Genomic DNA, 23,836 nt, shown 5'->3' with positions numbered 1-23,836 from the left:
ATTATGCAAATTCTGCGGGGGCGTTTACTTTGCCTAAATGAATCGCATCTAAGGCAATCATTTTTTCTTCGTTGGTCGGAATAACGGCGCAAATTACGCTCGCATTTTCACTGGAAATAATTCGTTCACCGTAAGAGTTAGATCGATTATTCATTTCTGTATCAATCTCTACTCCTAATACAGCTAAATGTTCCATAACCAAACGACGAATTAAACTTGAGTTCTCCCCTATTCCACCGGTGAATATAATTCCATCCAGGCGATGTAATGAGGCAGCGTGTCCGGCAATATGGCGGGCAATTCGGTGAACAAAGGTTTTAATTGCCAGTTGTGCACGCTCATGGCCTTCATGCCAGGCTTTTTCCAGTACGCGCAAGTCGGAAGAAAGACCGGAAATACCTAATAATCCCGACTCTTTATTTACCACGCGTTCCAGGTCGCCCAGGCTCTGGTTGGTTTGACTCGCCACCCAGGACATCGCACCGAAGTCAACATCACCACTGCGCGTGCCCATCATCAACCCTTCCAGCGGCGTCATTCCCATTGAGGTATCCACGCTCTGACCATTGCGAACTGCACAGATAGATGCACCATTGCCAAGATGCGCGACCACCAGACCGGAGTCATCTTCCGCCAGATCCAGCAGCGAATAGGCGCGCTGAGAAACGTAGCGGTGCGAGGTTCCGTGGAAGCCATAACGACGCACGCCAAGCTCTTCGTAATATTTCCACGGCAGGCCATATAAATAAGCCTCTGGAGCCATTGTCTGATGGAAGCTGGTATCAAATACCGCCACCTGAGTTACACCTGGAAATAATTGCTGTGCCGATTCAATACCACTTAAATTGGCGTAATTATGCAGCGGCGCAAGCGGGGAAACACGGCGGATATTATCAATGACCTCATCGGTAATAATGGCGGACTCGGTAAAAATACTGCCGCCGTGGGCGATACGGTGGCCAATTAAGGCCACTCTGTCATTTAAATTCCGTTTTTCCAGTTCAAATGCAATTGCCTTCAATGCACCTTCGTAGCTGTGGTGAGCCAGCGGTGCTGGCTCTCCTCCATTTACGGATAAGAATGCATTTTCCGAGTTAATACCATCGGCAATACCTGACATTAATACTTCACAGTCTGAGGTATCCAGCACAGAAAACTTAATTGAAGACGAACCACAGTTAATAACTAAAACAACCGGATATTCATTCATCTCTTTTCTCATCCTGAGTTACAGATTAAAACAGTTTGTATACGATGTTCAGGATGGTCAGCAGACCAATCACGGTGACAAACACGTTATCCAGACGACCACGGTATTTCGCCAGAGACGGCGCTTTACGAATGGCGTACATCGGCAACAGGCACAGCAGTGAGGCAATAATCGGCGCACCCATCGCTTCAATCAGGTCCAGAATGTTCGGGTTGGCGTAGGCGACAACCCAGGTAGAGCCCATGATGAAGATCATGCTGATAGTATTCAGTTTACCCAGCGACACTTTGGTTTTGTCACCTTTATAACCGAACTTCAGAATCAGACCGTTCAGACCTTCCAGCGTCCCCAAATAGTGACCGAAGAAAGATTTGAAGATAGCCACCAGTGCGATGATGGAAGCCGCATATTCCAGCGTAATAGCGAACGTCGTTTTGGTGCCGGTCATGGACGCAAAGTGGTTAGCCAGATAAGAAAGTACCGGAATATTCTGCGCTTTCGCTTCCGCCATATTCGCCGGAGAAAGAGTAAACAGGCAGCTAAAGGCGAAGAACATCACTACCGCAACCATCAACATGCTGGCACGAGAGATAATTTGTGAACATTTACGCTCGGTGAAGTCGCGTCCAAAATCTTTCTCATACTCTTCACGTTTAGAAACCACGAAGGAAGAGACGATTGGCGAGAAGTTAAAGGAGAAGACCATAATGGAAATCCCCAACCAGACGGTGATCAGAATGCCATCATGACCCGTTAACGACAGCGCACCGAGATCAACTTGATCGATAACCGCAGAGTTCCAGTAAGGGATCAGCGACAGAGAAATCAGCACCAGGCTGGCGATAAACGGCCATACCAGGTAGCTCATTACTTTAACCATCAGATCCTTACCAAACCAGATGACGAAGGCCATCAACAGCAGCAGGAACAGCGCCACAAAGCCGCGATTCAGTGGCGCAAAGCCGAGCTGGTTTTCCCAGAAAGTCATAAAGGTGTTGGTAATGGTAACGCCATAAATCCACAGCAGTGGGCAAATCGCGAAGAAATACAGGAACGTAATGACCACGCCGCCGGTTTTACCAAAATGCTCTTCCACCGTTTCCGTAATGTTGCCGGAAGGGTTAGAGCCGGAAAGGCACAGACGCGCCAGCGCCCGGTGACAATAAAACGCGATTGGGTATGCCAATACCAACATCAGCAGAATCGGAATTAGTCCGCCAAAACCTGCGCGGATAGGGAAGAACAGCACCCCGGCGCCGATTGCCGTGCCAAACAAACCTAACGTCCATGTGGTATCTGATTTACGCCATGACGATTGTTTTGTCTGGCTGGATACAATGCTATCTGAAGTACTCATATCCTATCCTCAACGAATTAATTAAGCGCCAACGAAACCGGTGATTTGAGAGACGCGGGAAAGATCGATATTACCGCCGGAAATAATACTGACGGTTTTTCTGTTTTGAATATATTGGTCTAATTTACCGCTTAATAATGCAGCACATGCCAGAGCGCCCGCGCCTTCGGTGACGACTTTATTGCGCTGAATTAAGGCAATCATACTGTTTCTGATTTCGTCTTCGCTAACCAGCACGATATCATCGACTAATTCACGAACGATTTCGTAAGTTAAATTACCCGGGCGAGCGACATCACAACCATCCGCCAGGGTGCCGGTAGTTCGGTGCGTGGTTATTTCTCCCGAGTGGAAAGAAGCCGCCATACCGTGAACGTTTTCTGACTGCACACCAATAACACGGATAGTTGGGTTAATAGATTTAATCGCCACTGCAATACCGGCAATTAAACCACCACCGCCAATTGGTACAATTACGTTATCGACATCATAGAGATCTTCCATAATTTCCAGACCAATCGTTCCCTGGCCGGCAATGACTTTCGGATCATCATAAGGGGGAATAAAGATGCGACCTTCCGTTTCGACAATTTCACTTACTTTGGCGATGGTATCGTTGAAGTTATCGCCATGCAGTACGACTTCAGCGGAGTAGTCACACGTTGCCGCAACTTTGGATTTTGGCGCGCCTTTCGGCATCACGACTTTACCATCAATCCCCAGCATCGCACAGGAAAGCGAAACCCCTTGTGCATGGTTGCCCGCCGAACAGGCCACTACCCCCTTGCGTTTCTCGGCATCGGTTAAGGAGCTTAATTTATTAAATGCACCTCGAATTTTAAATGAACCAGTACGCTGCATGTTTTCAAACTTCAGGAATATTTCACCTTTGCAACGTTCACTAAAGTAGTTAGAGCGAGGCATGCCTGTTTTATAAATTCGCCCAGCCAGACGTTGTTTTGCTTCAATAATGTCATCAATAGCAACCGGCAGATCGTATGTAATATGCATTATAAAACCTCTTCGCCTGAATTAAATTTGTAGGTAACCGTAACCAACACCTGTAAAAATACAGGTGGATTATTCATGTTTAAATAAAAAACAAATAACTAACCAACTTCTATTAATTGCCTTCGTCGACACCCATTATAAGATGAATACTCTTTAGCTAATTCCACCAAAACTGATGCTGCTTTTTTGATACGATAATTTTTTGACCATACTGCGGCATATCGTGCCACCGGCAACGTTTCCTCAACCGGAATAGTAATAAATTGATTAGAACCAAAAGGTGAAGTCATATCGCAGGGAATAACGGTTAAGAAATCAGCATTGAGAACAAGATTATAAATGGTGACGACCGAGTCGGTTTTAACGATGTTTTCAATACTGATGCCATTTCTTTGTAGCGTGGTGAGTAGCTCGCTGTAGTATCCCATATTCGTTTGTGGCAACACCCACTGTTCGTTCTTCAAAGACTCCAGCGTGGTGGTGCCGGTGCATGTTCGGGACTTACCGGCAACCAGCACGAATTCTGATTCGAACAGCGGCTCAACATGCAAATCCTGAAGCTTCATTTCTGCACTTAACGTACCTATCGCAAAATCCAGGCGCCCATCGCGGATAGCCGGTAAGAACGAAGACAGTTGCGCTTCATACATTGAGACCTGCGCTTTCGGGAACACCTCTTTGAATTTGTTGATCATCCCGGACATAAAGGTAAAGCCAATCAGCGATGGAAAACCAAATGAGACTTCCACTACAGCCTCAGTGGACATACCGCTAATCTCATTAACCATATTTTTCATTTCGCGGGTAATGGATTCGGAACGAGAGAGCAACAATTGACCAGCAGGTGTCAGCGTTACGCCGGTATTTTTCCGAACGACTAATTCAACGCCAAAATAATCTTCAATATCGTTAATGATTTTACTTACCGCTGGTTGAGTTAGCCCTAATTCTTTTGCAGCCGATCCAATAGAGCCACTTCTGATGACTTCCTGAAAGACTACCAGGTGTTGCGTTTTAGGAAGAAGAATAGTGCTCATAACAACCTGCGTTAATTACCTCATTGACGGAATGAATTGTATCAAAATGGAATGAACAGGATATGTGCGACCACTCACAAATTAACTTTCAATAGTTTTCCAGGTAAATCCTTAAAGCGATATATCCATTTAATATCAATGAGTTAGACAATAAAAATCAACACAAAGCCTGACTTTTATCAAAAAAACAAGGGGGGATAACCATATTTTATGGCGATAACAACACGCTTGATTTTTCTTATTAGAAAATGCGCTTAGACGATATTTCAATCAATTACCGTGTATTTCGCAGACGAATTTTAAGTTAAATTTAATGAGCAAGTTATCAAATTTTATTATAAACAAATCGTTTTCATAGATAAATAATGCGGCACATCACATTTTTTTGCGCCATTTGTTGAAGATGAAACATTGATTATAGCAAAAGCTTAAAACCTAACAAACATATATTAAACAAACAAAACAATTTATTAACGTCATTTTTCCTCTCAATGGCAGGACGTCATTTTGTGAACGCAATCGTTTCCCATGATTTATTCTTGTTTTACGGTTACCGAATAGCATTTTGTGTTGAGGATCACAAAACTAATAATTGCTATTCGAAGTAAGTTATCAGCATAGACCACAGGATGGCTAAAAAGAGTGTTTATATTAAACCAACAGGCCGCGTTCTTTTGGGTATAGCGTCGTGGACAGTCATTCATCTTCCTGCCCGCCCCAAAAAGCAAAAACCCGCCAGCTTGCACTGACGGGCTTTGTTAAATCAGGTGAAACTGACCGATAAGCCGCGTTCTTTTGGGTATAGCGTCGTGGACAGTCATTCATCTTCCCGCCCTCCCAAAAAAGCAAAAACCCGCCAGCTTGCACTGACGGGCTTTGTTAAATCAGGTGAAACTGACCGATAAGCCGGGTTCTGTCGTGGACAGTCATTCATCTAGGCCAGCAATCGCTCACTGGCTCAAGCAGCCTACCCGGGTTCAGTACGGGCCGTACCTTATGAACCCCTATTTGGCCTTGCTCCGGGTGGAGTTTACCGTGCCACGGACTGTTACCAGCCGCGCGGTGCGCTCTTACCGCACCCTTTCACCCTTACCTGATCCCACTTGCGTGGGCCATCGGCGGTTTGCTCTCTGTTGCACTGGTCGTGGGTTTCCCCCCCAGGCGTTACCTGGCACCCTGCCCTATGGAGCCCGGACTTTCCTCCCCTCCGCCCGTCTCCCCCCGAAGAGGACGACGACGAAGCGGCGACTGTCTGGTCAGCTTCGGCGCGAAGTATAGAGGGTTTGCGCGCCCTTGTCACCCCGCACTGCGCATTCCAATCGCCAGTGTGGCGGCGATATTGCGTGAAGCGCGGTAAATATTGTCATAAGCCCCGCTGAAAGCTTCATCCAGGGTAACAATGCTGTTCAACACGCTGAATACGGCATCGATGCCGTGCTGATGCACAACGCCGACATCCTTCGTCAGACTCCCTGCAATACCAATTACCGGTTTATGATATTTCTTCGCGACATTCGCTACGCCAATCGGTACTTTGCCGTGGATACTCTGGCTATCAATGCGCCCTTCTCCGGTGATCACCAACGTACAATCGTGAATATGTTCTTCCAGATTTAACGCCGTAGTCACAATCTCAATGCCGCTCTTTAGCTCTGCACCAAGAAACGCCATTAGCGCCGCCCCCATACCGCCCGCAGCACCAGATCCGGGGACGTCTTTCACATCAACATACAGCGATTTTTTGATGACATCAGCATAGTGAGAGAGATTCTTGTCCAGCTCAACAATCGTGGCTTCATTAGCCCCTTTCTGCGGGCCAAAGATACGTGACGCGCCGCTGTCGCCCACCAGCGGATTGGTGACATCGCAGGCGACGCGAATCGTACAATCCTTTAAGCGTGGATCAAGGCCAGAGATATCAATGGTATTCAGGGTATTGAGGCTGCCGCCACCAAAGCCGATTTCATTACCACTGGCATCGCTTAACTTCGCTCCCAGCGCCTGCACCATTCCCGCGCCGCCATCATTGGTAGCACTGCCGCCAATGCCGATAATAATAGTGGTTGCGCCGCTCTCCAGCGCCTGCAAGATTAATTCACCCGTACCACGAGAAGTGGTCACCAACGGATCACGCTTTTCCGCTGGAACCAACGCCAGCCCACTGGCCGCCGCCATTTCAATAAACGCGGTTTTACCGTCGCCAGAGATCCCCCAACAGGCATTCACCTTCTCACCCAGCGGCCCCGTAACCCAGGCTTGACGTTCGGTCCCCTGAGTGGCAGCAATCATCGCTTCCACCGTTCCTTCACCGCCATCAGCAACGGGAACAGAAACATAGTGTGCATCAGGAAAAATTTCCCGAAATCCCTTTTCTATCGCCTGCGCAACCTCGCTGGCAGATAAACTTTCTTTGTAAGAATCTGGGGCGATTACGATTTTCATATCTTTGCCTGTTACCACATGACGCCGGAGGGCGTTTCTCTTATTCGGCCTGGCTCCCAGCCCGGATTGCACCACGCCATCCGGGCACGACGTCACTCGCGAGTGACTTCGACTTTCGCCAGTTTTTCGTAGTAGCACGCCAGAGCGCTGTGGTCTGCTGTTCCCAGCCCATCGGCACGCAGCGCCTGCATCATCTCCATGACCACTGCGGTCAGCGGCAATTGCGCACCAACGTCATGGGAGGTATCCAGCGCATTTGCCAGATCCTTAATATGCAGATCGATACGGAAGCCCGGCTTGAAATTCCTGTCCATCACCAGCGGCGCTTTTGCATCGAGTACAGTACTTCCCGCCAGCCCACCACGAATCGCCTGATAAACCAGATCAGGATTAACGCCCGCTTTGGTTGCCAGCGTTAACGCTTCTGACATCGCCGCAATATTCAGCGCTACAATGACCTGGTTTGCCAGTTTGGTGACGTTGCCTGCACCGATTTCTCCGGTATATACAACGGATCCCGCCATCGCTTTCATCAAGTCATAGTATTTGTCGAAAATAGCTTTGTCGCCACCCACCATAACTGACAGGGTGCCATCGATGGCTTTCGGTTCACCGCCGCTCACCGGGGCGTCCAGCATATCAATACCTTTCGCTTTCAGTGCTTCGCTGATTTCACGGCTTGCCAGCGGAGCGATTGAACTCATATCGATTAATACCGTCCCTGGTTTTGCACCTTCAATGATGCCATTTTCCCCCAGCGCCACTTCTTTCACGTGCGGAGAGTTTGGCAGCATGGTAATGATGACATCGCACTGTTCAGCGATGGCTTTAGCCGTAGACGCGGTTTCTGCACCTGCGGTAATCACGTCAGCGATAGCTTCTGGATTACGGTCAGAAACCACCAGCGAGTAACCTGCTTTCAGAAGGTTTTTACTCATTGGTTTACCCATAATACCCAGGCCAATAAAACCAACTTTCATAGTCATATCAATCATCTCTCTTGTTGCGGTGGTCGTTATTTTTTAAAGGCATCTGCCAGTTTCTGCGTGGCGGAGCGGAAAATACCGAGGTCGCTGCCGACAGCGACAAATGTGGCACCCCATTCCAGATAACGGCGTGCATCGGCTTCAACTGGCGCGAGGATGCCACTGGGTTTACCGTAAGCGCTGGCGCGGTTGAAAATATGTTGAATCGCTTTTTGTACCTCCGGATGTGACGCATTGCCGAGATGACCTAATGCCGCCGCCAGATCGCTGGGGCCAACGAAAATGCCATCAACGCCTTCGGTCGCAGCGATGGCGTCAACGTTATCGACGCCCTGCTGGCTTTCGATTTGCGCCAGAATGGCGATGTTCTTATTCGACCGGGCGAAATAGTCCGGTACGGTGCCAAACATATTGGCGCGGTGAGAAACGGAGACGCCGCGAATACCTTCTGGTGGATAACGCGTTGATGCTACCGCCTGTACCGCGTCTTCTTCCGTTTCGACAAAGGGGATCAGGAAGTTGTAAAAACCGATATCTAACAGGCGCTTAATAATCACCGGTTCGTTGGTCGGCACCCTCACTACTGGCGCACTGGCGCTACCTTTCAACGCCATCAACTGCGGGATGAACGTGGAAATATCGTTTGGCGCATGTTCGCCATCCAGCACCAGCCAGTCAAAGCCAGCCAAACCAAGAACTTCAGTGCTGATCGGGTTAGAAAGTGCTGACCAGCAGCCAATCTGTACCTGTTTCGCAGCCAACGCGGCTTTGAACTTATTGGGGAAAATATCGTTATTCATCGCTTATACCTTTGCTTATTTCTGCAATTCCATACGTTTAATGTCACCAACCACGAAGAGGTAGCAGACCATTGCCATCAGCGCCGAACATCCCACAAATACCAGCGCCGCATTGAAGGAATGCAGTTCACTAACCAGGTAACCAATCACCAGTGGAGTGACAATGGAGGCGACATTGCCAAAGACGTTAAAGACGCCGCCGCAGAGGCCAACAATCTCTTTCGGTGCGGTATCGGAAACCACCGGCCAGCCCAGTGCGCCAAATCCTTTGCCAAAGAAGGCTAACGCCATCAGCATGACCACCAGCGTGGTGTTGTTGGTGTAGTTACATAAGATGATGGTGGAAGCCAGCAACATTCCCAGCACAATTGGTAGCTTACGTGCCAGAGTCAGTGACAAACCGCGTTTGATCGATAATCCGAGAAGACACCCCCAAGCACGCCGCCAGCAAATCCACACAATGCCGGAATCGACGCAACCAGGCCGACTTTCAGAATCGACATCCCCTTTTCCTGTACCAGATAAATCGGGAACCAGGTGAGGAAGAACCAGGTGATGGTGTTGATAAAATATTGCCCGAAAAATACCCCCAGCATCATGCGGTTAGAGAGCAATTGCTTGATGTAATGCAGCTTAGGACCGCTTGCTGTCGCACCGCCTGGCTTTTTGTGATCCATATCGACCACCGCACCATTTTCGGAGATAAACTTCAACTCTTCCGCAGACATGCGCGGATGGTCTGTCGGGTTATGAATCAACTTAATCCACAGCGCCGTTAGTACAAAACCAATCCCCCCCATAACGGTAAAGACGTGCTCCCAGCCCCAGGCGAAAGTCAGCCAGCCAAGCAGCGGCGAAAAGAGCGCCAGCGAGAAATATTGCGCCGAGTTAAAGATGGCGGAAGCTGTTCCGCGTTCTTTAGTCGGGAACCAGGCGGCAACAATACGGGCGTTCGCCGGGAATGACGGCGCTTCCGAGAAGCCCAACATAAAGCGCATGAAGAACATGGAGATCCCTGCCCAGGCAATAGGGAACATATCGACAAAGCCTTGCAGGAAGGTAAACAGCGACCAGAAAAAGAGGCTGTAAGTGTAAACTTTCTTCGATCCAAACTTATCCAGCAGCCAGCCGCCAGGGATTTGCATTAGCAGATAGGCCCAGCCAAAAGCGGAGAAAATGTACCCCATCGAAACCGTGCTTAATTGCAGTTCTTTTGCTACTTCAGTACCGGCAATCGACAGCGTTGCACGGTCGGCATAGTTAACGGCTGTCACAATAAAAATAATAAATAATATTAAATAGCGGGTATGCACGCTTTTCTTTTTTTCTTCAATGGTGTCCAGAATCATTTTATTTACCTCGGGTACTTATGTTGATTTTTATTATTGGGAAGGTATTATTTATGAGTTCCATTCATATAGTTATGACAATGGCCTCGTGAATTAGTATAAGCAGCGGGGTAATAATAATCATTGTGCAAATGCGAACTTAAATAATGTAATTTAAATATTATTTTGAGCATATGCACATAACATTGCGCGCTAAAGCACAGATTTACGCTTTGCCTTGCCGGGTAGCGTCGCAATCCCTGAAATGATTGACATTGATCACATTTCTACCGTTAAACTCCTGACATTCTTATTTCACCTAATGAAGTTATTTATTTTTAAATGAGATCTAATGCTCATTTTAATATCCCCCTGGCTGGAGAATATTGAACAATGGCCAATATCGAAATAAGACAAGAAACGCCGACTGCGTTTTATATAAAAGTTCATGACACAGATAATGTGGCAATTATTGTTAATGATAATGGCCTGAAAGCAGGAACGCGTTTTCCGGACGGCCTGGAATTAATTGAGCATATTCCCCAGGGGCATAAAGTCGCATTGATCGACATTCCTGCTGATGGCGAAATTATTCGTTATGGCGAAGTGATTGGTTACGCCATGCGCGCCATCCCACGTGGAAGCTGGATCGATGAATCGATGGTGGTTCTGCCTGAAGCGCCCCCCTTACATACTTTGCCTCTGGCAACCAAAGTGCCGGAACCTTTACCGCCGCTGGAAGGTTATACCTTTGAAGGCTATCGCAATGCCGATGGCAGTGTGGGCACCAAGAACCTGCTCGGCATCACGACCAGCGTGCATTGTGTGGCAGGCGTCGTCGATTACGTGGTGAAAATTATTGAGCGCGACCTGCTGCCGAAATACCCGAACGTCGATGGTGTGGTGGGGCTGAATCACCTGTACGGCTGTGGCGTGGCGATTAATGCCCCAGCGGCGGTGGTGCCTATTCGAACCATTCACAACATTTCGCTGAACCCAAACTTTGGCGGCGAGGTGATGGTGATTGGCCTCGGATGCGAGAAATTGCAACCAGAGCGCCTGCTGGTCGGTACGGACGATGTGCAGGCTATTCCACTGGAAAGCGCCAGTATTGTCAGCTTGCAGGATGAAAAGCATGTCGGTTTTCAGTCAATGGTTGAGGATATTTTGCAGGTTGCCGAACGCCATCTGCACAAGCTGAATCAACGTCAGCGAGAAACCTGCCCGGCTTCAGAACTGGTTGTTGGTATGCAGTGCGGCGGCAGCGATGCGTTTTCTGGCGTGACAGCCAATCCGGCGGTTGGCTATGCGTCTGATCTGCTGGTGCGCTGTGGTGCAACGGTGATGTTCTCGGAAGTGACGGAAGTACGCGACGCCATTCATCTGCTGACGCCGCGCGCCGTTAACGAAGAGGTCGGTAAGCGTCTGCTGGAAGAGATGGAATGGTACGACAACTATCTCAATATGGGGAAAACCGACCGCAGCGCCAACCCTTCGCCGGGAAACAAAAAAGGCGGTCTGGCAAACGTCGTGGAGAAGGCTCTCGGCTCCATTGCCAAATCAGGTAAAAGCGCGATTGTAGAAGTGCTGTCGCCAGGGCAGCGTCCGACCAAACGTGGATTAATTTACGCCGCGACGCCAGCCAGCGACTTTGTCTGTGGCACCCAACAGGTGGCTTCAGGAATTACCGTTCAAGTATTTACGACCGGTCGCGGCACACCTTACGGCCTGATGGCAGTGCCGGTCATTAAAATGGCAACCCGCACTGAACTGGCGAACCGTTGGTTTGATTTGATGGATATTAATGCGGGCACCATCGCCACCGGCGAAGAGACGATTGAAGAGGTGGGCTGGAAACTGTTCCACTTTATTCTCGACGTTGCCAGCGGGAAGAAGAAAACCTTCTCAGACCAATGGGGACTGCATAACCAACTGGCGGTGTTTAACCCGGCACCGGTGACTTGATAACTCAATTTGTATTATGCCCGATGGCACACGTTTATCGGGCATAGTAAGTCATAGCGAAGACGCGTTCTCCCCGACCAGAATCATCTCAACCCCGGCCTTTCGTAGCCCTTCCAGACTATCCGCAGGAATGCCTTCATCGACAATGATCATATCGATCCGCTGGGTATCAATGATCTTATGTAAACCGGAGCGATTGAACTTACTGGAATCTGTGACCACGATGATCCGTTCCGCAACTTCGCACATCCGGCGGTTCAAACGGGCTTCATCTTCATTGTGCGTACTGACGCCGCGCTCCAGATCGATAGCATCTACACCGAGAAACAGCATGTCGAAGTGGTAATTTTGCAGCGATTGTTCAGCCTGATCGCCATAAAAAGATTGTGACTGACGGCGCAAATGCCCGCCGGTCATCAGTAGCTCAACGCCCTCAGCTTCCAGCAAAGCATTAGCCACGTTCATACCGTTGGTCATCGCAATCACGTCAGTATGCTTGCGCATCAGACGGGCAATCTCAAAGGTTGTGGTTCCGGAGTCGAGGATCACGCGATGGCCAGGCTTAATCAGCTCAACAGCAGCTTTCGCAACGCTGCGTTTCATCGCAGTGTTGAGCGCACTTTTATCTTCCACCGAAGGTTCGACTGACGGTGTCGTGCTATCGCAGATCAACGCGCCACCATAAGCACGCACGGCGATCCCCTGCTTTTCCAGAAATGCCAGATCGTTACGGATCGTCACCGTAGAAACGCCGTACAATGCCGATAGATCATTAACTTGCACACTTCCTTGCTGCCGCAGGCGCTGAATGATCTGTTCTCGTCTCTCACTGGTGCCTGTTACTCGCTTCTCGCCTGAAGCGTCGGTATTACTCATAGTAAGTCCTTTCGTAAAACTTTCGTTTCATTTCGTTTTGCTTATTAACGCCTTTCTATTAACCAAATGCAAGCCCACATTGCCCATTGACGCAAGCGCCCCTCGTTTCAGAAGCTTTCATTATGTTTCTTTTGTGAATCAGATCAGAAAACTATTATCTTTCGTTTTATTTTTATCTCACCATGACGCAGTATCAATTGAAACAAAACGAAAGATCAAGGTTGCAGTAATCTAAACTGGAGAGGAAAGTGAAACATCTGACAGAAATGGTGAGGCAGCACAAAGGGGGCAAAACAAATGGGATTTATGCCGTTTGTTCCGCACATCCGCTGGTGCTGGAAGCTACCATCCGCTACGCCTTCTCAAACCAAACGCCACTACTGATTGAAGCAACGTCCAATCAGGTGGATCAGTTCGGCGGTTATACCGGAATGACGCCTGCCGATTTTCGCGGCTTTGTTTGCCAGCTTGCCGACTCGCTGAATTTCCCACAAGACATGCTAATTCTCGGTGGCGATCATCTGGGACCTAACCGCTGGCAAAACCTGCCCGCAACCCAGGCGATGGCTAATGCCGATGATTTGATAAAAAGCTACGTCACGGCGGGATTCAAAAAAATTCACCTTGATTGCAGCATGTCCTGTCAGGGCGATCCGATCCCCTTAACCGATGACATCGTTGCTGAACGCGCCGCTCGCCTGGCGAAAGTGGCGGAAGAAACCTGCCGTGAACACTTTGGCGAGGCCGATCTGGTGTATGTCATTGGAACTGAAGTTCCGGTTCCTGGCGGCGCACATGAAACCTTAAGCGAACTGGCAGTGACTACACCGGATGCCGCCCGCACCACGCTGGAAGCCCATCGTCATGCTTTTGAAAAGCAAGGTCTGAATGCCATCTGGCCACGTATTATTGCGCTGGTGGTACAACCCGGCGTCGAATTCGATCACACCAACGTTATTGATTATCAGCCTGCAAAAGCGATCGCCTTAAGTCAGATGGTCGAAAACTACGAAACACTGATTTTCGAAGCTCATTCTACCGATTATCAAACACCGCAATCGCTGCGCCAGTTGGTCATTGACCACTTTGCCATTCTGAAAGTTGGCCCGGCGCTGACCTTCGCCCTACGTGAAGCCCTGTTTTCTCTGGCGGCTATCGAAGAAGAACTGGTGCCAGCAAAAGCCTGTTCTGGTCTGCGTCAGGTACTGGAAAACGTGATGCTCGACCGTCCGGAATACTGGCAAAGCCATTACCACAGGGACGGGAACGCGCGTCGTCTGGCACGCGGCTACAGTTACTCGGATCGCGTGCGTTATTACTGGCCAGACCGGCAGATTGATGATGCTTTCGCCCACCTGGTCCGCAACCTGGCAGATGCGCCAATTCCGCAGCCACTCATCAGCCAGTACCTGCCGCTGCAATACGTAAAAGTTCGCTCCGGTGAGCTACAGCCAACGCCACGGGCACTCATTATTAACCATATTCAGGACATCCTGGCGCAGTACCACGCTGCCTGTGAAGGCCAGTAAGCCATAACAAAAACGAGGAACACGCTATGCCAAATATTGTTTTAAGCCGGATTGATGAACGCTTGATTCACGGTCAGGTCGGCGTTCAGTGGGTTGGATTTGCGGGGGCAAATCTGGTTCTGGTAGCCAATGATGAGGTTGCCGAAGATCCGGTACAACAAAACCTGATGGAAATGGTGCTGGCAGAAGGGATCGCCGTGCGTTTCTGGGCACTACAAAAAGTGATCGACAACATCCACCGCGCTGCTGATCGGCAGAAAATCTTGCTGGTTTGTAAAACACCAGCCGATTTCCTGACGCTGGTTAAAGGTGGCGTTCCGGTTAACCGCATTAACGTTGGCAATATGCACTACGCCAATGGCAAACAGCAAATCGCCAAAACGGTTTCTGTGGATGCGGGCGATATCGCGGCATTTAACGACCTGAAATCCGCAGGGGTGGAATGCTTCGTTCAGGGCGTCCCGACAGAACCTGCTGTGGACCTCTTTAAATTACTTTGAGGGATTCATCATGGAAATCAGTCTGTTGCAGGCATTCGCGTTGGGCATTATCGCCTTTATCGCAGGCCTGGATATGTTTAACGGCTTAACCCATATACACCGCCCGGTGGTTCTCGGGCCGTTGGTCGGACTGGTACTTGGCGATCTGCATACCGGTATTTTAACTGGCGGTACACTGGAGCTGGTGTGGATGGGGCTGGCTCCGCTGGCGGGCGCACAGCCACCTAACGTGATTATCGGCACTATCGTCGGCACGGCATTTGCCATCACTACCGGCGTGAAACCGGATGTCGCGGTCGGCGTCGCCGTACCTTTCGCGGTCGCGGTACAAATGGGGATTACCTTCCTGTTCTCGGTGATGTCTGGTGTGATGTCCCGCTGCGACCGAATGGCGGAGAATGCCGATACGCGCGGTATTGAGCGCGTAAACTATCTGGCGCTACTGGCGCTCGGCACCTTCTATTTTCTCTGCGCTTTCCTGCCAATTTACTTCGGTGCGGAACATGCCAAAACCATCATTGATGTCCTGCCGCAACGGTTAATCGACGGCCTCGGCGTCGCGGGCGGCATCATGCCAGCAATCGGTTTTGCCGTACTACTGAAAATCATGATGAAAAACGTCTATATCCCTTACTTCATCCTGGGGTTCGTTGCCGCCGCCTGGCTCAAGTTACCGGTGTTGGCTATTGCCGCCGCCGCGCTGGCGATGGCGCTGATCGACCTGCTGCGTAAATCTCCTGAACCGACTCAACCTGCGGCACAGAAAGAGGAATTTGAAGATGGCATCTAATCAAACGACCCTGCCGAACGTCAGCGAAAATGAAGAAACACTGCTGAACGGCGTCAATGAAAACGTATATGAAGATCAGAGCATTGGCGCAGAGCTAACGAAAAAAGATATCAATCGCGTCGCATGGCGTTCCATGCTGTTACAGGCTTCTTTCAACTACGAACGTATGCAGGCTTCCGGTTGGCTGTATGGTCTGTTACCTGCACTGAAAAAGATCCACACCAATAAACGCGACCTGGCGCGCGCCATGAAAGGGCATATGGGTTTCTTCAATACTCACCCGTTTCTGGTGACGTTTGTTATTGGCATTATCCTCGCGATGGAGCGTTCCAAGCAGGACGTTAACAGTATTCAGAGCACCAAGATTGCTGTCGGTGCGCCGCTGGGCGGGATTGGCGATGCGATGTTCTGGCTGACGTTGCTATCAATTTGTGGCGGGATTGGTGCCAGTCTCGCTTTGCAAGGATCTATTCTCGGCGCTGTCGTATTTATTGTTCTGTTCAACGTGGTGCATCTCGGTCTGCGTTTTGGCCTTGCGCATTACGCTTATCGCATGGGCGTCGCGGCGATCCCGCTGATTAAAGCGAATACCAAAAAAGTCGGCCATGCGGCGTCTATCGTCGGGATGACGGTAATCGGCGCGCTGGTTGCAACCTATGTCCGTTTAAGCACCACTCTGGAAATCACGGCGGGCGACGCAGTGGTTAAGTTGCAGGCTGACGTTATCGACAAACTGATGCCTGCCTTCTTACCGCTGGTCTATACCCTGACCATGTTCTGGCTGGTACGTCGCGGCTGGAGTCCGTTGCGCCTGATTGCAATCACGGTGGTTCTCGGCATCGTCGGTAAATTTTGCCATTTCCTTTAAATACAATGAGGTAATAGATGTTAAGTATTATTTTGACAGGGCATGGCGGATTTGCCAGCGGCATGGAAAAAGCGATGAAACAAATTCTCGGTGAGCAATCGCAGTTTATCGCCATCGATTTTCCGGAAACCTCAAGCACCGCGCTGCTTACATCGCAGCTTGAAGAAGCCATCGCCCAACTGGATTGTGAAGACGGCATTGTTTTTCTAACGGATTTGCTCGGCGGCACGCCGTTTCGCGTGGCTTCAACGCTGGCGATGCAAAAACCGGGCTGTGAAGTGATCACCGGCACCAATTTGCAACTGTTACTGGAGATGGTGCTGGAACGTGAAGGGTTAAGTAGCGAAGAGTTTCGCGTGCAGGCGTTGGAGTGCGGACACCGTGGGCTGACCAGTCTGGTGGACGAGCTGGATCGCTGCCATGAAGAATGTCCGGTCGAGGAAGGGATATAAGGTAAGCGCCCCGCCGCTGTTAGTAAAAGACAGTGGGTGACGTTTTACACTTTCGTTTCTTTTCTGGCTTTCACTTCCCCCCGCAAGGTCTTTCTTTTGTTTTGACCTTTGCACCGGTGTCGGATGCGACGCTGACGCGTCTTATCCGACCTACGGAGCGTCGTTGCGGCGTAAATGTCGGATGTCTTATCCGACCTACGGCTGGTGACAGCCAGGCGGATAAGGCGTTTACGCCGCATCCGGCAATCAATGCTGATATTTACACCATCATGCAATCCCTTTCACTTCCCTTATCTTTTCTTTCAACGATCACAAATTTCGTTTTATTTCTTTTTTCACCATTGAACTTTCAGTTTCTTTTCTATAAATTTTAATCAACGAAAGAAATAACCAAGTGAAATGAAACGAAAGGCAAGCGAAAGCTACCCGCCTGAAGTCAAGTTCATCAGACTAAGGATTGCGTTATGCCAGAAAATTACACCCCTGCTGCTGCAACCACCGGCACATGGACTGAAGAAGAGATCCGCCATCAGCCTCGCGCATGGATCCGTTCGCTCACCAACATCGACACGTTACGTTCTGCGCTCGATAACTTCCTTGAACCGTTACTGCGCAAAGAGGATCTGCGGATCATCCTGACCGGAGCCGGAACCTCGGCATTTATCGGTGACATCATCGCGCCATGGCTCGCCAGCCAGACTGGAAAAAACTTCAGCGCCGTACCGACCACCGATCTGGTCACTAATCCAATGGATTACCTGAATCCAGCTCATCCTCTGCTGCTGATCTCCTTCGGTCGTTCCGGCAACAGCCCGGAAAGCGTCGCTGCCGTGGAACTGGCGAATCAGTTTGTGCCGGAGTGCTACCACTTGCCGATCACTTGTAACGAAGCGGGCGATCTCTATCAAAACGCGATTAACAGCGACAACGCGTTTGCCCTGCTGATGCCAGCAGAAACGCACGATCGCGGCTTTGCGATGACCAGCAGCATTACCACCATGATGGCCAGTTGCCTCGCGGTTTTCGCGCCAGAGACGATCAACAGCCAGACCTTCCGTGACGTGGCGGATCGTTGCCAGGTAATCCTGACCTCGCTGGGCGATTTCAGCGAAGGTGTGTTTGGTTACGCGCCGTGGAAACGGATCGTTTATCTCGGCAGCGGTGGCTTACAAGGCGCGGCACGCGAGTCGGCGTTGAAGGTACTGGAACTGACTGCGGGTAAGCTGGCGGCCTTTTATGATTCCCCAACTGGATTCCGTCATGGCCCGAAATCGCTGGTCAATGACGAAACGCTGGTGGTGGTGTTTGTCTCCAGCCACCCTTATACCCGTCAGTATGATCTTGATCTGCTGGCAGAATTACGCCGCGATAACCAGGCAATGCGCGTGATCGCCATCGCCGCTGAAAGCAACGACATTATCACCGTGGGTCCGCATATCATCCTGCCGCCGTCCCGTCACTTTATCGACGTTGAGCAGGCATTTTGCTTCCTGATATACGCTCAGACGTTTGCACTGATGCAGTCGCTGCATATGGGCAATACGCCGGATACCCCATCAGCCAGCGGCACCGTTAACCGTGTGGTGCAAGGTGTCATTATTCATCCGTGGCAGGCATAAGAGGATCGCATTATGAGCATTATCTCCACCAAATATCTGTTACAGGATGCCCTGGCCAATGGTTACGCAGTGCCTGCCTTTAACATTCATAACGCCGAGACGATCCAGGCGATCCTCGAAGTATGTAGTGAAATGCGATCGCCGGTGATCCTCGCCGGGACGCCGGGCACCTTTAAACATATCGCCCTGGAAGAGATCTACGCCCTGTGTAGCGCCTATTCCACGACCTACAACATGCCGCTGGCTCTGCATCTCGACCACCACGAATCGCTGGATGATATTCGCCGTAAAGTCCACGCCGGCGTGCGCAGTGCGATGATCGACGGCAGTCACTTCCCGTTTGTCGAGAACGTGAAGCTGGTGAAATCGGTTGTCGACTTCTGCCACTCGCAGGATTGCAGCGTGGAAGCGGAACTGGGCCGCCTGGGCGGTGTGGAAAATGATATGAGCGTTGACGCCGAAAGCGCGTTCCTTACCGACCCACAAGAAGCTAAACGCTTTGTCGAACTAACGGGCGTCGACAGCCTGGCGGTGGCGATTGGTACGGCGCACGGGTTATACAGCAAAACGCCGAAGATTGATTTCCAGCGACTGGCGGAAATTCGTGAAGTGGTGGATATTCCACTGGTGCTGCATGGTGCCAGCGATGTCCCGGATGAATTTGTCCGTCGCACTATTGAACTTGGCGTCACAAAAGTGAACGTTGCCACAGAATTAAAAATAGCCTTCGCTGGCGCAGTAAAAGCCTGGTTTGCGGAAAATCCGCAAGGTAATGATCCTCGTTATTATATGCGCGTCGGCATGGATGCAATGAAAGAAGTTGTCAGAAACAAAATTAATGTCTGTGGTTCAGAAAATAGAATTTCCGCGTAATTATTGATTTTTTTACGATTTATTTGAGTGTGCTGCCCGGTTAATATCGGGTAGTGCCTTAATGGCAAAGGAGATTATTAAAATTTAATAAATACACCAATATAATATCGCAACAGTAATATATTTAAATAAATTATATTATTCAACTTTTATGGTGAGGATTAAAAATGAGCAGTCCAAATATTCTCTTAACCCGTATTGATAATCGTCTGGTTCATGGCCAGGTTGGCGTTACCTGGACATCCACCATCGGCGCAAATTTGCTGGTGGTCGTGGATGATGTTGTCGCTAATGATGATATTCAACAGAAATTAATGGGCATTACCGCGGAAACTTACGGTTTTGGCATTCGTTTCTTTACTGTCGAAAAAACCATTAACGTCATCGGCAAAGCTGCACCACATCAGAAGATATTCCTGATTTGCCGTACACCGCAAACAGTACGTAAATTGGTGGAAGGGGAAATAGAACTGAAAGACGTTAACGTCGGCAATATGCATTTCTCGGAAGGAAAAAAGCAAATCAGCAGTAAAGTTTATGTCGATTTTCAGGATCTCGCTGATTTACGTTTTATTAAGCAACGCGGCGTGAATGTTTTTATTCAGGACGTCCCCGGTGATCAAAAAGAACAAATACCTGACTAAATCTAAAATCGCCTTAATATTGGTTTGAGGTAATAAAAATGCATGAAATAACCCTAATTCAGGGGCTATCCCTGGCGGCATTAGTTTTCGTTCTGGGGATTGATTTTTGGCTGGAAGCCTTGTTTTTATTCCGTCCGATAATCGTTTGTACCCTTACTGGAGCAATACTCGGTGATATTCAGACCGGCTTAATTACCGGTGGTCTGACAGAACTGGCGTTCGCCGGATTAACCCCTGCCGGTGGTGTTCAACCGCCCAACCCTATCATGGCGGGTCTGATGACTACCGTCATTGCGTGGTCTACGGGGGTGGATGCCAAAACGGCAATTGGTCTTGGCCTGCCGTTTAGTTTGTTAATGCAGTACGTCATTCTGTTTTTCTATTCCGCTTTCTCATTATTTATGACCAAAGCGGATAAATGCGCAAAAGAGGCGGATACGGCCGCGTTTTCCCGACTTAACTGGATAACGATGCTGATTGTTGCCTCTTCATATGCAGTGATTGCGTTTCTTTGTACCTACCTGGCGCAAGGCGCGATGCAGGCGCTGGTAAAGGCGATGCCAGCCTGGTTGACTCATGGTTTTGAAGTGGCCGGTGGTATTTTACCTGCCGTTGGTTTTGGTCTGCTGCTGCGCGTGATGTTCAAAGCGCAATACATCCCTTACCTGATCGCCGGTTTCCTGTTTGTTTGCTACATCCAGGTCAGCAACCTGTTACCGGTCGCCGTACTGGGGGCAGGTTTTGCGGTGTATGAATTTTTCAATGCGAAATCCCGGCAGCAAGCGCAACCGCAGCCCGTTGCCAGTAAAAATGAAGAAGAGGACTACAGCAATGGGATCTGAAATCAGTAAAAAAGATATCACCCGTCTGGGCTTTCGTTCATCGCTGCTGCAAGCGAGCTTTAACTACGAAAGGATGCAGGCGGGGGGATTTACCTGGGCGATGTTGCCGATCCTGAAAAAGATTTATAAGGACGACAAACCGGGCTTAAGCGCGGCGATGAAAGATAACCTCGAATTTATTAACACCCACCCGAATCTGGTCGGATTCCTGATGGGATTACTCATTTCGATGGAAGAGAAAGGGGAAAATCGCGACACCATTAAAGGCCTCAAAGTGGCGCTGTTTGGCCCAATCGCCGGGATTGGCGATGCGATTTTCTGGTTTACCTTATTGCCGATTATGGCGGGGATTTGCTCATCGTTTGCCAGCCAGGGAAACCTGTTGGGGCCGATTCTGTTTTTCGCCGTTTACCTGCTTATCTTTTTCCTGCGCGTTGGCTGGACTCACGTTGGTTATTCGGTCGGTGTGAAGGCGATTGATAAAGTGCGAGAGAACTCGCAGATGATCGCCCGTTCGGCAACTATCCTCGGGATCACGGTAATCGGCGGGCTGATCGCTTCGTATGTACATATTAACGTCGTGACGTCGTTTGCTATCGACAGTACTCACAGCGTCGCGCTGCAACAGGATTTCTTCGATAAAGTCTTCCCGAATATTTTGCCGATGGCTTACACCCTGTTGATGTATTACTTATTACGGGTGAAAAAAGCGCATCCGGTGCTGTTAATCGCCGTCACGTTCGTGCTTTCCATCGTTTGTTCCGCATTCGGTATTTTGTAAATGGAATGAGGCACTGCGCCTGACGGTGCCTCAGATTGTTGACAAAGTGCGCTTTGTTCATGCCGGATGCGGCGTGAACGCCTTGTCCGGCCTACAAAAGCACACAAATTCAATATATTGCAGAGATCACGTAGGCCTGATAAGCGTAGCGCATCAGGCAATTTAGCGTTTGTCATCGGTCTTCGCATCGCGCCTGACGGTGCCTCTCTACACAAGGAATTTCTCCTCATGCAAACCTTACAGCACTTCGATGACTACACTGCGCTCAGTGAACACGCCAGCGAACATTTGCTGACGTTAATCCGCAACACCCCCAATGCAGTCATCTGCCTCGCGACCGGCGCAACCCCCGTGCTTACCTACAGTTATCTGGTGGAAAAAATCCACCAGCAGCACGTTGATGCCAGCCAACTGACCTTCGTGAAGCTCGACGAATGGGTAGATCTGCCATTAACCGCGCCCGGCACCTGCGAAACCTTCCTTCAGCAACATATCGTGCAGCCGCTGGGGTTACGTGAAGACCAGCTCATCAGCTTTCGTTCCGAAGGGATAAACGAGACAGAGTGCGAGCGGGTAACGGATTTAATTGCGCGCAAAGGTGGTCTCGATTTGTGCGTTCTCGGATTGGGGAAAAACGGTCATCTGGGACTGAACGAACCGGGAGAAAGCCTGCAACCGGCCTGCCATATCAGCCAACTTGATGTGAAAACCCAGCAACATGAGATGTTAAAAACCGCTGGTCACCCCGTAACCCGGGGGATCACCTTAGGCTTGAAGGATATTCTCAATGCCCGCGAAGTTTTGCTACTGGTGACTGGCGAAGGAAAGCAGGATGCGACAGAACGTTTTCTCACAGCCACAGTCTCCACCACTATCCCCGCTTCGTTTTTATGGCTACATAACCATTTCACATGTTTGATTGATGGGATGCGTCATCGTTAACATCCCCCTAAGCCAGGCAAAAGCAAGTGGCCCCTGGGTTCTTCAAACGGGGCCACGGAGATATATCACTCCCCTTGCTGCTCCAGCGCATACTTATACAGCGCGTTTTTCTTCACGCCGTGAATTTCTGCTGCCAGCGCCGCCGCTTTTTTCAGCGGCAGTTCTGCCTGCAACAGCGCCAGCGTGCGCAGCGCATCGGCGGGCAAATCATCCTCCTGTGCTTTATGCCCTTCGACAATCAGCACCATTTCACCTTTGCGGCGATTTTCATCTTCTTTTACCCACGCCAGCAGTTCGCCTACGGGCGCGCCGTGAATGTTTTCCCAGGTTTTGGTCAGTTCGCGAGCCAGCACTACGTAGCGCGATTCGCCCAGCACCGCGACAATATCTTCCAGGCTGTCTAACAGACGGTGGGTGGATTCATAAAAAATCAGCGTGCGCGGTTCCGTTTCAATGGCTTTTAGCGCATCACGGCGACCTTTTGATTTAGCAGGCAGGAAACCTTCATAACAAAAACGATCTGATGGCAAACCCGCGGCGCTTAATGCTGTAATGGCAGCACACGGCCCCGGTAGCGGCACCACGCGAATATCCGCTTCACGGCAGGTGCGCACCAGATGGTAGCCAGGGTCGTTAATCAGCGGCGTTCCGGCATCGGACACCAGCGCAATGTTTTGCCCCTCTTGCAGTTTCGCCAGCAGTGTTTCTGCTTTCTGTTGTTCGTTATGGTCATGCAAGGCGAACAATCGGGCGTTAATCCCAAAATGTTGCAGCAGTAAACCGGTATGACGCGTATCCTCGGCGGCAATCAGATCAACGGCCTGCAATATCTCCAGCGCACGCTGGGTGATATCTGCCAGATTGCCGATTGGCGTCGGTACAATGTAGAGCTGACCTTGAGAATTATCCGCCGATTGGTGTTGTTTCATTGTGTCGTCCGTATTGCCGATTTAATATTGAGCATTGCGTAAAAAAATATCACTG

The 23,836-nt window shown here is 49.8% G+C and carries 22 protein-coding genes, 1 other RNA gene and 1 pseudogene; 13 read left to right on the top strand and 11 right to left on the bottom strand.

Going from position 1 to position 23,836, the window contains the following annotated elements; genetic code table 11:
* Position 1: 1 nt before the first annotated feature.
* The 9 genes and pseudogenes from tdcD to garP all read right to left on the bottom strand — a co-directional run bounded on the left by tdcD (position 2) and on the right by garP (position 10,192).
* Positions 2 to 1,210 carry a propionate kinase gene (gene tdcD / locus C7B16_RS07660; RefSeq protein ID WP_010379154.1) on the bottom strand — a complete coding sequence of 403 codons (1,209 nt, stop codon included), beginning with the start codon at positions 1,208 to 1,210 and terminating at the stop codon, positions 2 to 4.
* 25 nt (positions 1,211 to 1,235) lie between these two features.
* Positions 1,236 to 2,567, bottom strand: coding sequence for a threonine/serine transporter TdcC (gene tdcC, locus C7B16_RS07655; protein ID WP_000107717.1), 1,332 nt, complete (start codon positions 2,565 to 2,567; stop codon positions 1,236 to 1,238).
* 21 nt (positions 2,568 to 2,588) lie between these two features.
* The gene (tdcB, locus tag C7B16_RS07650; RefSeq protein WP_000548354.1) at positions 2,589 to 3,578 is read right to left on the bottom strand and encodes a bifunctional threonine ammonia-lyase/L-serine ammonia-lyase TdcB; all 990 of its coding nucleotides are present in this window, start codon (positions 3,576 to 3,578) and stop codon (positions 2,589 to 2,591) included.
* 98 nt (positions 3,579 to 3,676) lie between these two features.
* Complete coding sequence (tdcA, locus tag C7B16_RS07645) at positions 3,677 to 4,615, bottom strand: transcriptional regulator TdcA (RefSeq protein WP_000104220.1); 939 nt, start codon at positions 4,613 to 4,615, stop codon at positions 3,677 to 3,679.
* Between the two features lie 886 nt (positions 4,616 to 5,501).
* An RNA gene (gene rnpB, locus C7B16_RS07635) (RNase P RNA component class A) lies at positions 5,502 to 5,879 on the bottom strand.
* Positions 5,880 to 5,911: 32 nt separating this feature from the next.
* A complete protein-coding gene (gene garK / locus C7B16_RS07630) occupies positions 5,912 to 7,057 on the bottom strand; it encodes a glycerate 2-kinase (RefSeq protein WP_016249234.1) in 1,146 nt (381 codons plus the stop codon).
* Positions 7,058 to 7,149: 92 nt separating this feature from the next.
* Positions 7,150 to 8,043 carry a 2-hydroxy-3-oxopropionate reductase gene (gene garR, locus C7B16_RS07625; protein WP_001517144.1) on the bottom strand — a complete coding sequence of 298 codons (894 nt, stop codon included), beginning with the start codon at positions 8,041 to 8,043 and terminating at the stop codon, positions 7,150 to 7,152.
* A gap of 29 nt (positions 8,044 to 8,072) precedes the next feature.
* Positions 8,073 to 8,843 (bottom strand): 2-dehydro-3-deoxyglucarate aldolase, encoded by a 771-nt coding sequence (gene garL / locus C7B16_RS07620; protein ID WP_001058055.1) that lies wholly within the window; start codon positions 8,841 to 8,843, stop codon positions 8,073 to 8,075.
* 15 nt (positions 8,844 to 8,858) lie between these two features.
* Positions 8,859 to 10,192, bottom strand: a pseudogene (gene garP, locus C7B16_RS07615) (galactarate/glucarate/glycerate transporter GarP).
* Between the two features lie 372 nt (positions 10,193 to 10,564).
* Here garP and garD point away from each other — a divergent pair.
* Positions 10,565 to 12,136 (top strand): galactarate dehydratase, encoded by a 1,572-nt coding sequence (gene garD, locus C7B16_RS07610; protein ID WP_001273732.1) that lies wholly within the window; start codon positions 10,565 to 10,567, stop codon positions 12,134 to 12,136.
* Between the two features lie 51 nt (positions 12,137 to 12,187).
* On the opposite strand, the gene agaR is transcribed toward garD, so the two are convergent.
* Positions 12,188 to 13,012, bottom strand: a complete 825-nt coding sequence (gene agaR, locus C7B16_RS07605) for an aga operon transcriptional regulator AgaR (protein ID WP_107179540.1) — start codon at positions 13,010 to 13,012, stop codon at positions 12,188 to 12,190.
* A 248-nt stretch (positions 13,013 to 13,260) separates the two neighbouring features.
* Between agaR and kbaZ the strand changes: the two genes are divergently transcribed.
* The 12 genes from kbaZ to C7B16_RS07545 all read left to right on the top strand — a co-directional run bounded on the left by kbaZ (position 13,261) and on the right by C7B16_RS07545 (position 22,852).
* Positions 13,261 to 14,541, top strand: coding sequence for a tagatose-bisphosphate aldolase subunit KbaZ (gene kbaZ, locus C7B16_RS07595; RefSeq protein WP_107179539.1), 1,281 nt, complete (start codon positions 13,261 to 13,263; stop codon positions 14,539 to 14,541).
* Positions 14,542 to 14,567: 26 nt separating this feature from the next.
* A complete protein-coding gene (agaV, locus tag C7B16_RS07590) occupies positions 14,568 to 15,041 on the top strand; it encodes a PTS N-acetylgalactosamine transporter subunit IIB (RefSeq protein ID WP_016249235.1) in 474 nt (157 codons plus the stop codon).
* Positions 15,042 to 15,051: 10 nt separating this feature from the next.
* On the top strand, positions 15,052 to 15,831 hold the full coding sequence (gene agaW / locus C7B16_RS07585; protein WP_000406200.1) for a PTS N-acetylgalactosamine transporter subunit IIC: 780 nt from the start codon (positions 15,052 to 15,054) through the stop codon (positions 15,829 to 15,831).
* Complete coding sequence (agaE, locus tag C7B16_RS07580) at positions 15,821 to 16,699, top strand: PTS N-acetylgalactosamine transporter subunit IID (RefSeq protein ID WP_107179538.1); 879 nt, start codon at positions 15,821 to 15,823, stop codon at positions 16,697 to 16,699. The genes agaW and agaE overlap by 11 nt, the downstream gene beginning before the upstream one ends.
* Before the next feature lie 17 nt (positions 16,700 to 16,716).
* Positions 16,717 to 17,151 (top strand): PTS galactosamine/N-acetylgalactosamine transporter subunit IIA, encoded by a 435-nt coding sequence (gene agaF / locus C7B16_RS07575; RefSeq protein WP_000948828.1) that lies wholly within the window; start codon positions 16,717 to 16,719, stop codon positions 17,149 to 17,151.
* A 32-nt stretch (positions 17,152 to 17,183) separates the two neighbouring features.
* Entirely contained in the window at positions 17,184 to 17,525 is a 342-nt protein-coding gene (locus C7B16_RS24510; RefSeq protein ID WP_143192589.1) for a hypothetical protein, read from the top strand.
* 90 nt (positions 17,526 to 17,615) lie between these two features.
* Positions 17,616 to 18,770: an AgaS family sugar isomerase gene (locus C7B16_RS07570; protein WP_107179537.1), complete on the top strand. Its 1,155-nt coding sequence runs from the start codon at positions 17,616 to 17,618 to the stop codon at positions 18,768 to 18,770.
* Between the two features lie 12 nt (positions 18,771 to 18,782).
* Positions 18,783 to 19,643: a tagatose-bisphosphate aldolase subunit KbaY gene (gene kbaY / locus C7B16_RS07565; RefSeq protein WP_107179536.1), complete on the top strand. Its 861-nt coding sequence runs from the start codon at positions 18,783 to 18,785 to the stop codon at positions 19,641 to 19,643.
* A gap of 167 nt (positions 19,644 to 19,810) precedes the next feature.
* A complete protein-coding gene (agaB, locus tag C7B16_RS07560; protein ID WP_107179535.1) occupies positions 19,811 to 20,287 on the top strand; it encodes a PTS galactosamine transporter subunit IIB in 477 nt (158 codons plus the stop codon).
* A gap of 38 nt (positions 20,288 to 20,325) precedes the next feature.
* Positions 20,326 to 21,129 (top strand): PTS galactosamine transporter subunit IIC, encoded by an 804-nt coding sequence (gene agaC, locus C7B16_RS07555; protein ID WP_000544465.1) that lies wholly within the window; start codon positions 20,326 to 20,328, stop codon positions 21,127 to 21,129.
* Positions 21,119 to 21,910, top strand: coding sequence for a PTS galactosamine transporter subunit IID (gene agaD, locus C7B16_RS07550; RefSeq protein WP_000534352.1), 792 nt, complete (start codon positions 21,119 to 21,121; stop codon positions 21,908 to 21,910). The genes agaC and agaD overlap by 11 nt, the downstream gene beginning before the upstream one ends.
* Before the next feature lie 228 nt (positions 21,911 to 22,138).
* Positions 22,139 to 22,852 (top strand): galactosamine-6-phosphate isomerase, encoded by a 714-nt coding sequence (locus tag C7B16_RS07545; RefSeq protein WP_001194135.1) that lies wholly within the window; start codon positions 22,139 to 22,141, stop codon positions 22,850 to 22,852.
* A gap of 65 nt (positions 22,853 to 22,917) precedes the next feature.
* Here the strand turns inward: C7B16_RS07545 and rsmI are convergent, their stop codons facing one another.
* Positions 22,918 to 23,781 (bottom strand): 16S rRNA (cytidine(1402)-2'-O)-methyltransferase, encoded by an 864-nt coding sequence (rsmI, locus tag C7B16_RS07540; RefSeq protein ID WP_061091068.1) that lies wholly within the window; start codon positions 23,779 to 23,781, stop codon positions 22,918 to 22,920.
* Positions 23,782 to 23,836: the final 55 nt, after the last annotated feature.

Source organism: Escherichia sp. 20412-1, from assembly GCF_003027595.1.
Taxonomy (GTDB): domain Bacteria; phylum Pseudomonadota; class Gammaproteobacteria; order Enterobacterales; family Enterobacteriaceae; genus Escherichia; species Escherichia marmotae.
This window is presented reverse-complemented; position numbering and strand designations above follow the sequence as displayed.

Bases quoted from the DNA above. Each gene is read 5' to 3' on its own strand.
- tdcD (WP_010379154.1), bottom strand. From the start codon at position 1,210: ATGAATGAATATCCGGTTGTTTTAGTTATTAACTGTGGTTCGTCTTCA.
- tdcC (WP_000107717.1), bottom strand. From the start codon at position 2,567: ATGAGTACTTCAGATAGCATTGTATCCAGCCAGACAAAACAATCGTCA.
- tdcB (WP_000548354.1), bottom strand. From the start codon at position 3,578: ATGCATATTACATACGATCTGCCGGTTGCTATTGATGACATTATTGAA.
- tdcA (WP_000104220.1), bottom strand. From the start codon at position 4,615: ATGAGCACTATTCTTCTTCCTAAAACGCAACACCTGGTAGTCTTTCAG.
- garK (WP_016249234.1), bottom strand. From the start codon at position 7,057: ATGAAAATCGTAATCGCCCCAGATTCTTACAAAGAAAGTTTATCTGCC.
- garR (WP_001517144.1), bottom strand. From the start codon at position 8,043: ATGACTATGAAAGTTGGTTTTATTGGCCTGGGTATTATGGGTAAACCA.
- garL (WP_001058055.1), bottom strand. From the start codon at position 8,843: ATGAATAACGATATTTTCCCCAATAAGTTCAAAGCCGCGTTGGCTGCG.
- garD (WP_001273732.1), top strand. From the start codon at position 10,565: ATGGCCAATATCGAAATAAGACAAGAAACGCCGACTGCGTTTTATATA.
- agaR (WP_107179540.1), bottom strand. From the start codon at position 13,012: ATGAGTAATACCGACGCTTCAGGCGAGAAGCGAGTAACAGGCACCAGT.
- agaV (WP_016249235.1), top strand. From the start codon at position 14,568: ATGCCAAATATTGTTTTAAGCCGGATTGATGAACGCTTGATTCACGGT.
- agaW (WP_000406200.1), top strand. From the start codon at position 15,052: ATGGAAATCAGTCTGTTGCAGGCATTCGCGTTGGGCATTATCGCCTTT.
- agaE (WP_107179538.1), top strand. From the start codon at position 15,821: ATGGCATCTAATCAAACGACCCTGCCGAACGTCAGCGAAAATGAAGAA.
- agaF (WP_000948828.1), top strand. From the start codon at position 16,717: ATGTTAAGTATTATTTTGACAGGGCATGGCGGATTTGCCAGCGGCATG.
- C7B16_RS07570 (WP_107179537.1), top strand. From the start codon at position 17,616: ATGCCAGAAAATTACACCCCTGCTGCTGCAACCACCGGCACATGGACT.
- kbaY (WP_107179536.1), top strand. From the start codon at position 18,783: ATGAGCATTATCTCCACCAAATATCTGTTACAGGATGCCCTGGCCAAT.
- agaB (WP_107179535.1), top strand. From the start codon at position 19,811: ATGAGCAGTCCAAATATTCTCTTAACCCGTATTGATAATCGTCTGGTT.
- agaC (WP_000544465.1), top strand. From the start codon at position 20,326: ATGCATGAAATAACCCTAATTCAGGGGCTATCCCTGGCGGCATTAGTT.
- agaD (WP_000534352.1), top strand. From the start codon at position 21,119: ATGGGATCTGAAATCAGTAAAAAAGATATCACCCGTCTGGGCTTTCGT.
- C7B16_RS07545 (WP_001194135.1), top strand. From the start codon at position 22,139: ATGCAAACCTTACAGCACTTCGATGACTACACTGCGCTCAGTGAACAC.
- rsmI (WP_061091068.1), bottom strand. From the start codon at position 23,781: ATGAAACAACACCAATCGGCGGATAATTCTCAAGGTCAGCTCTACATT.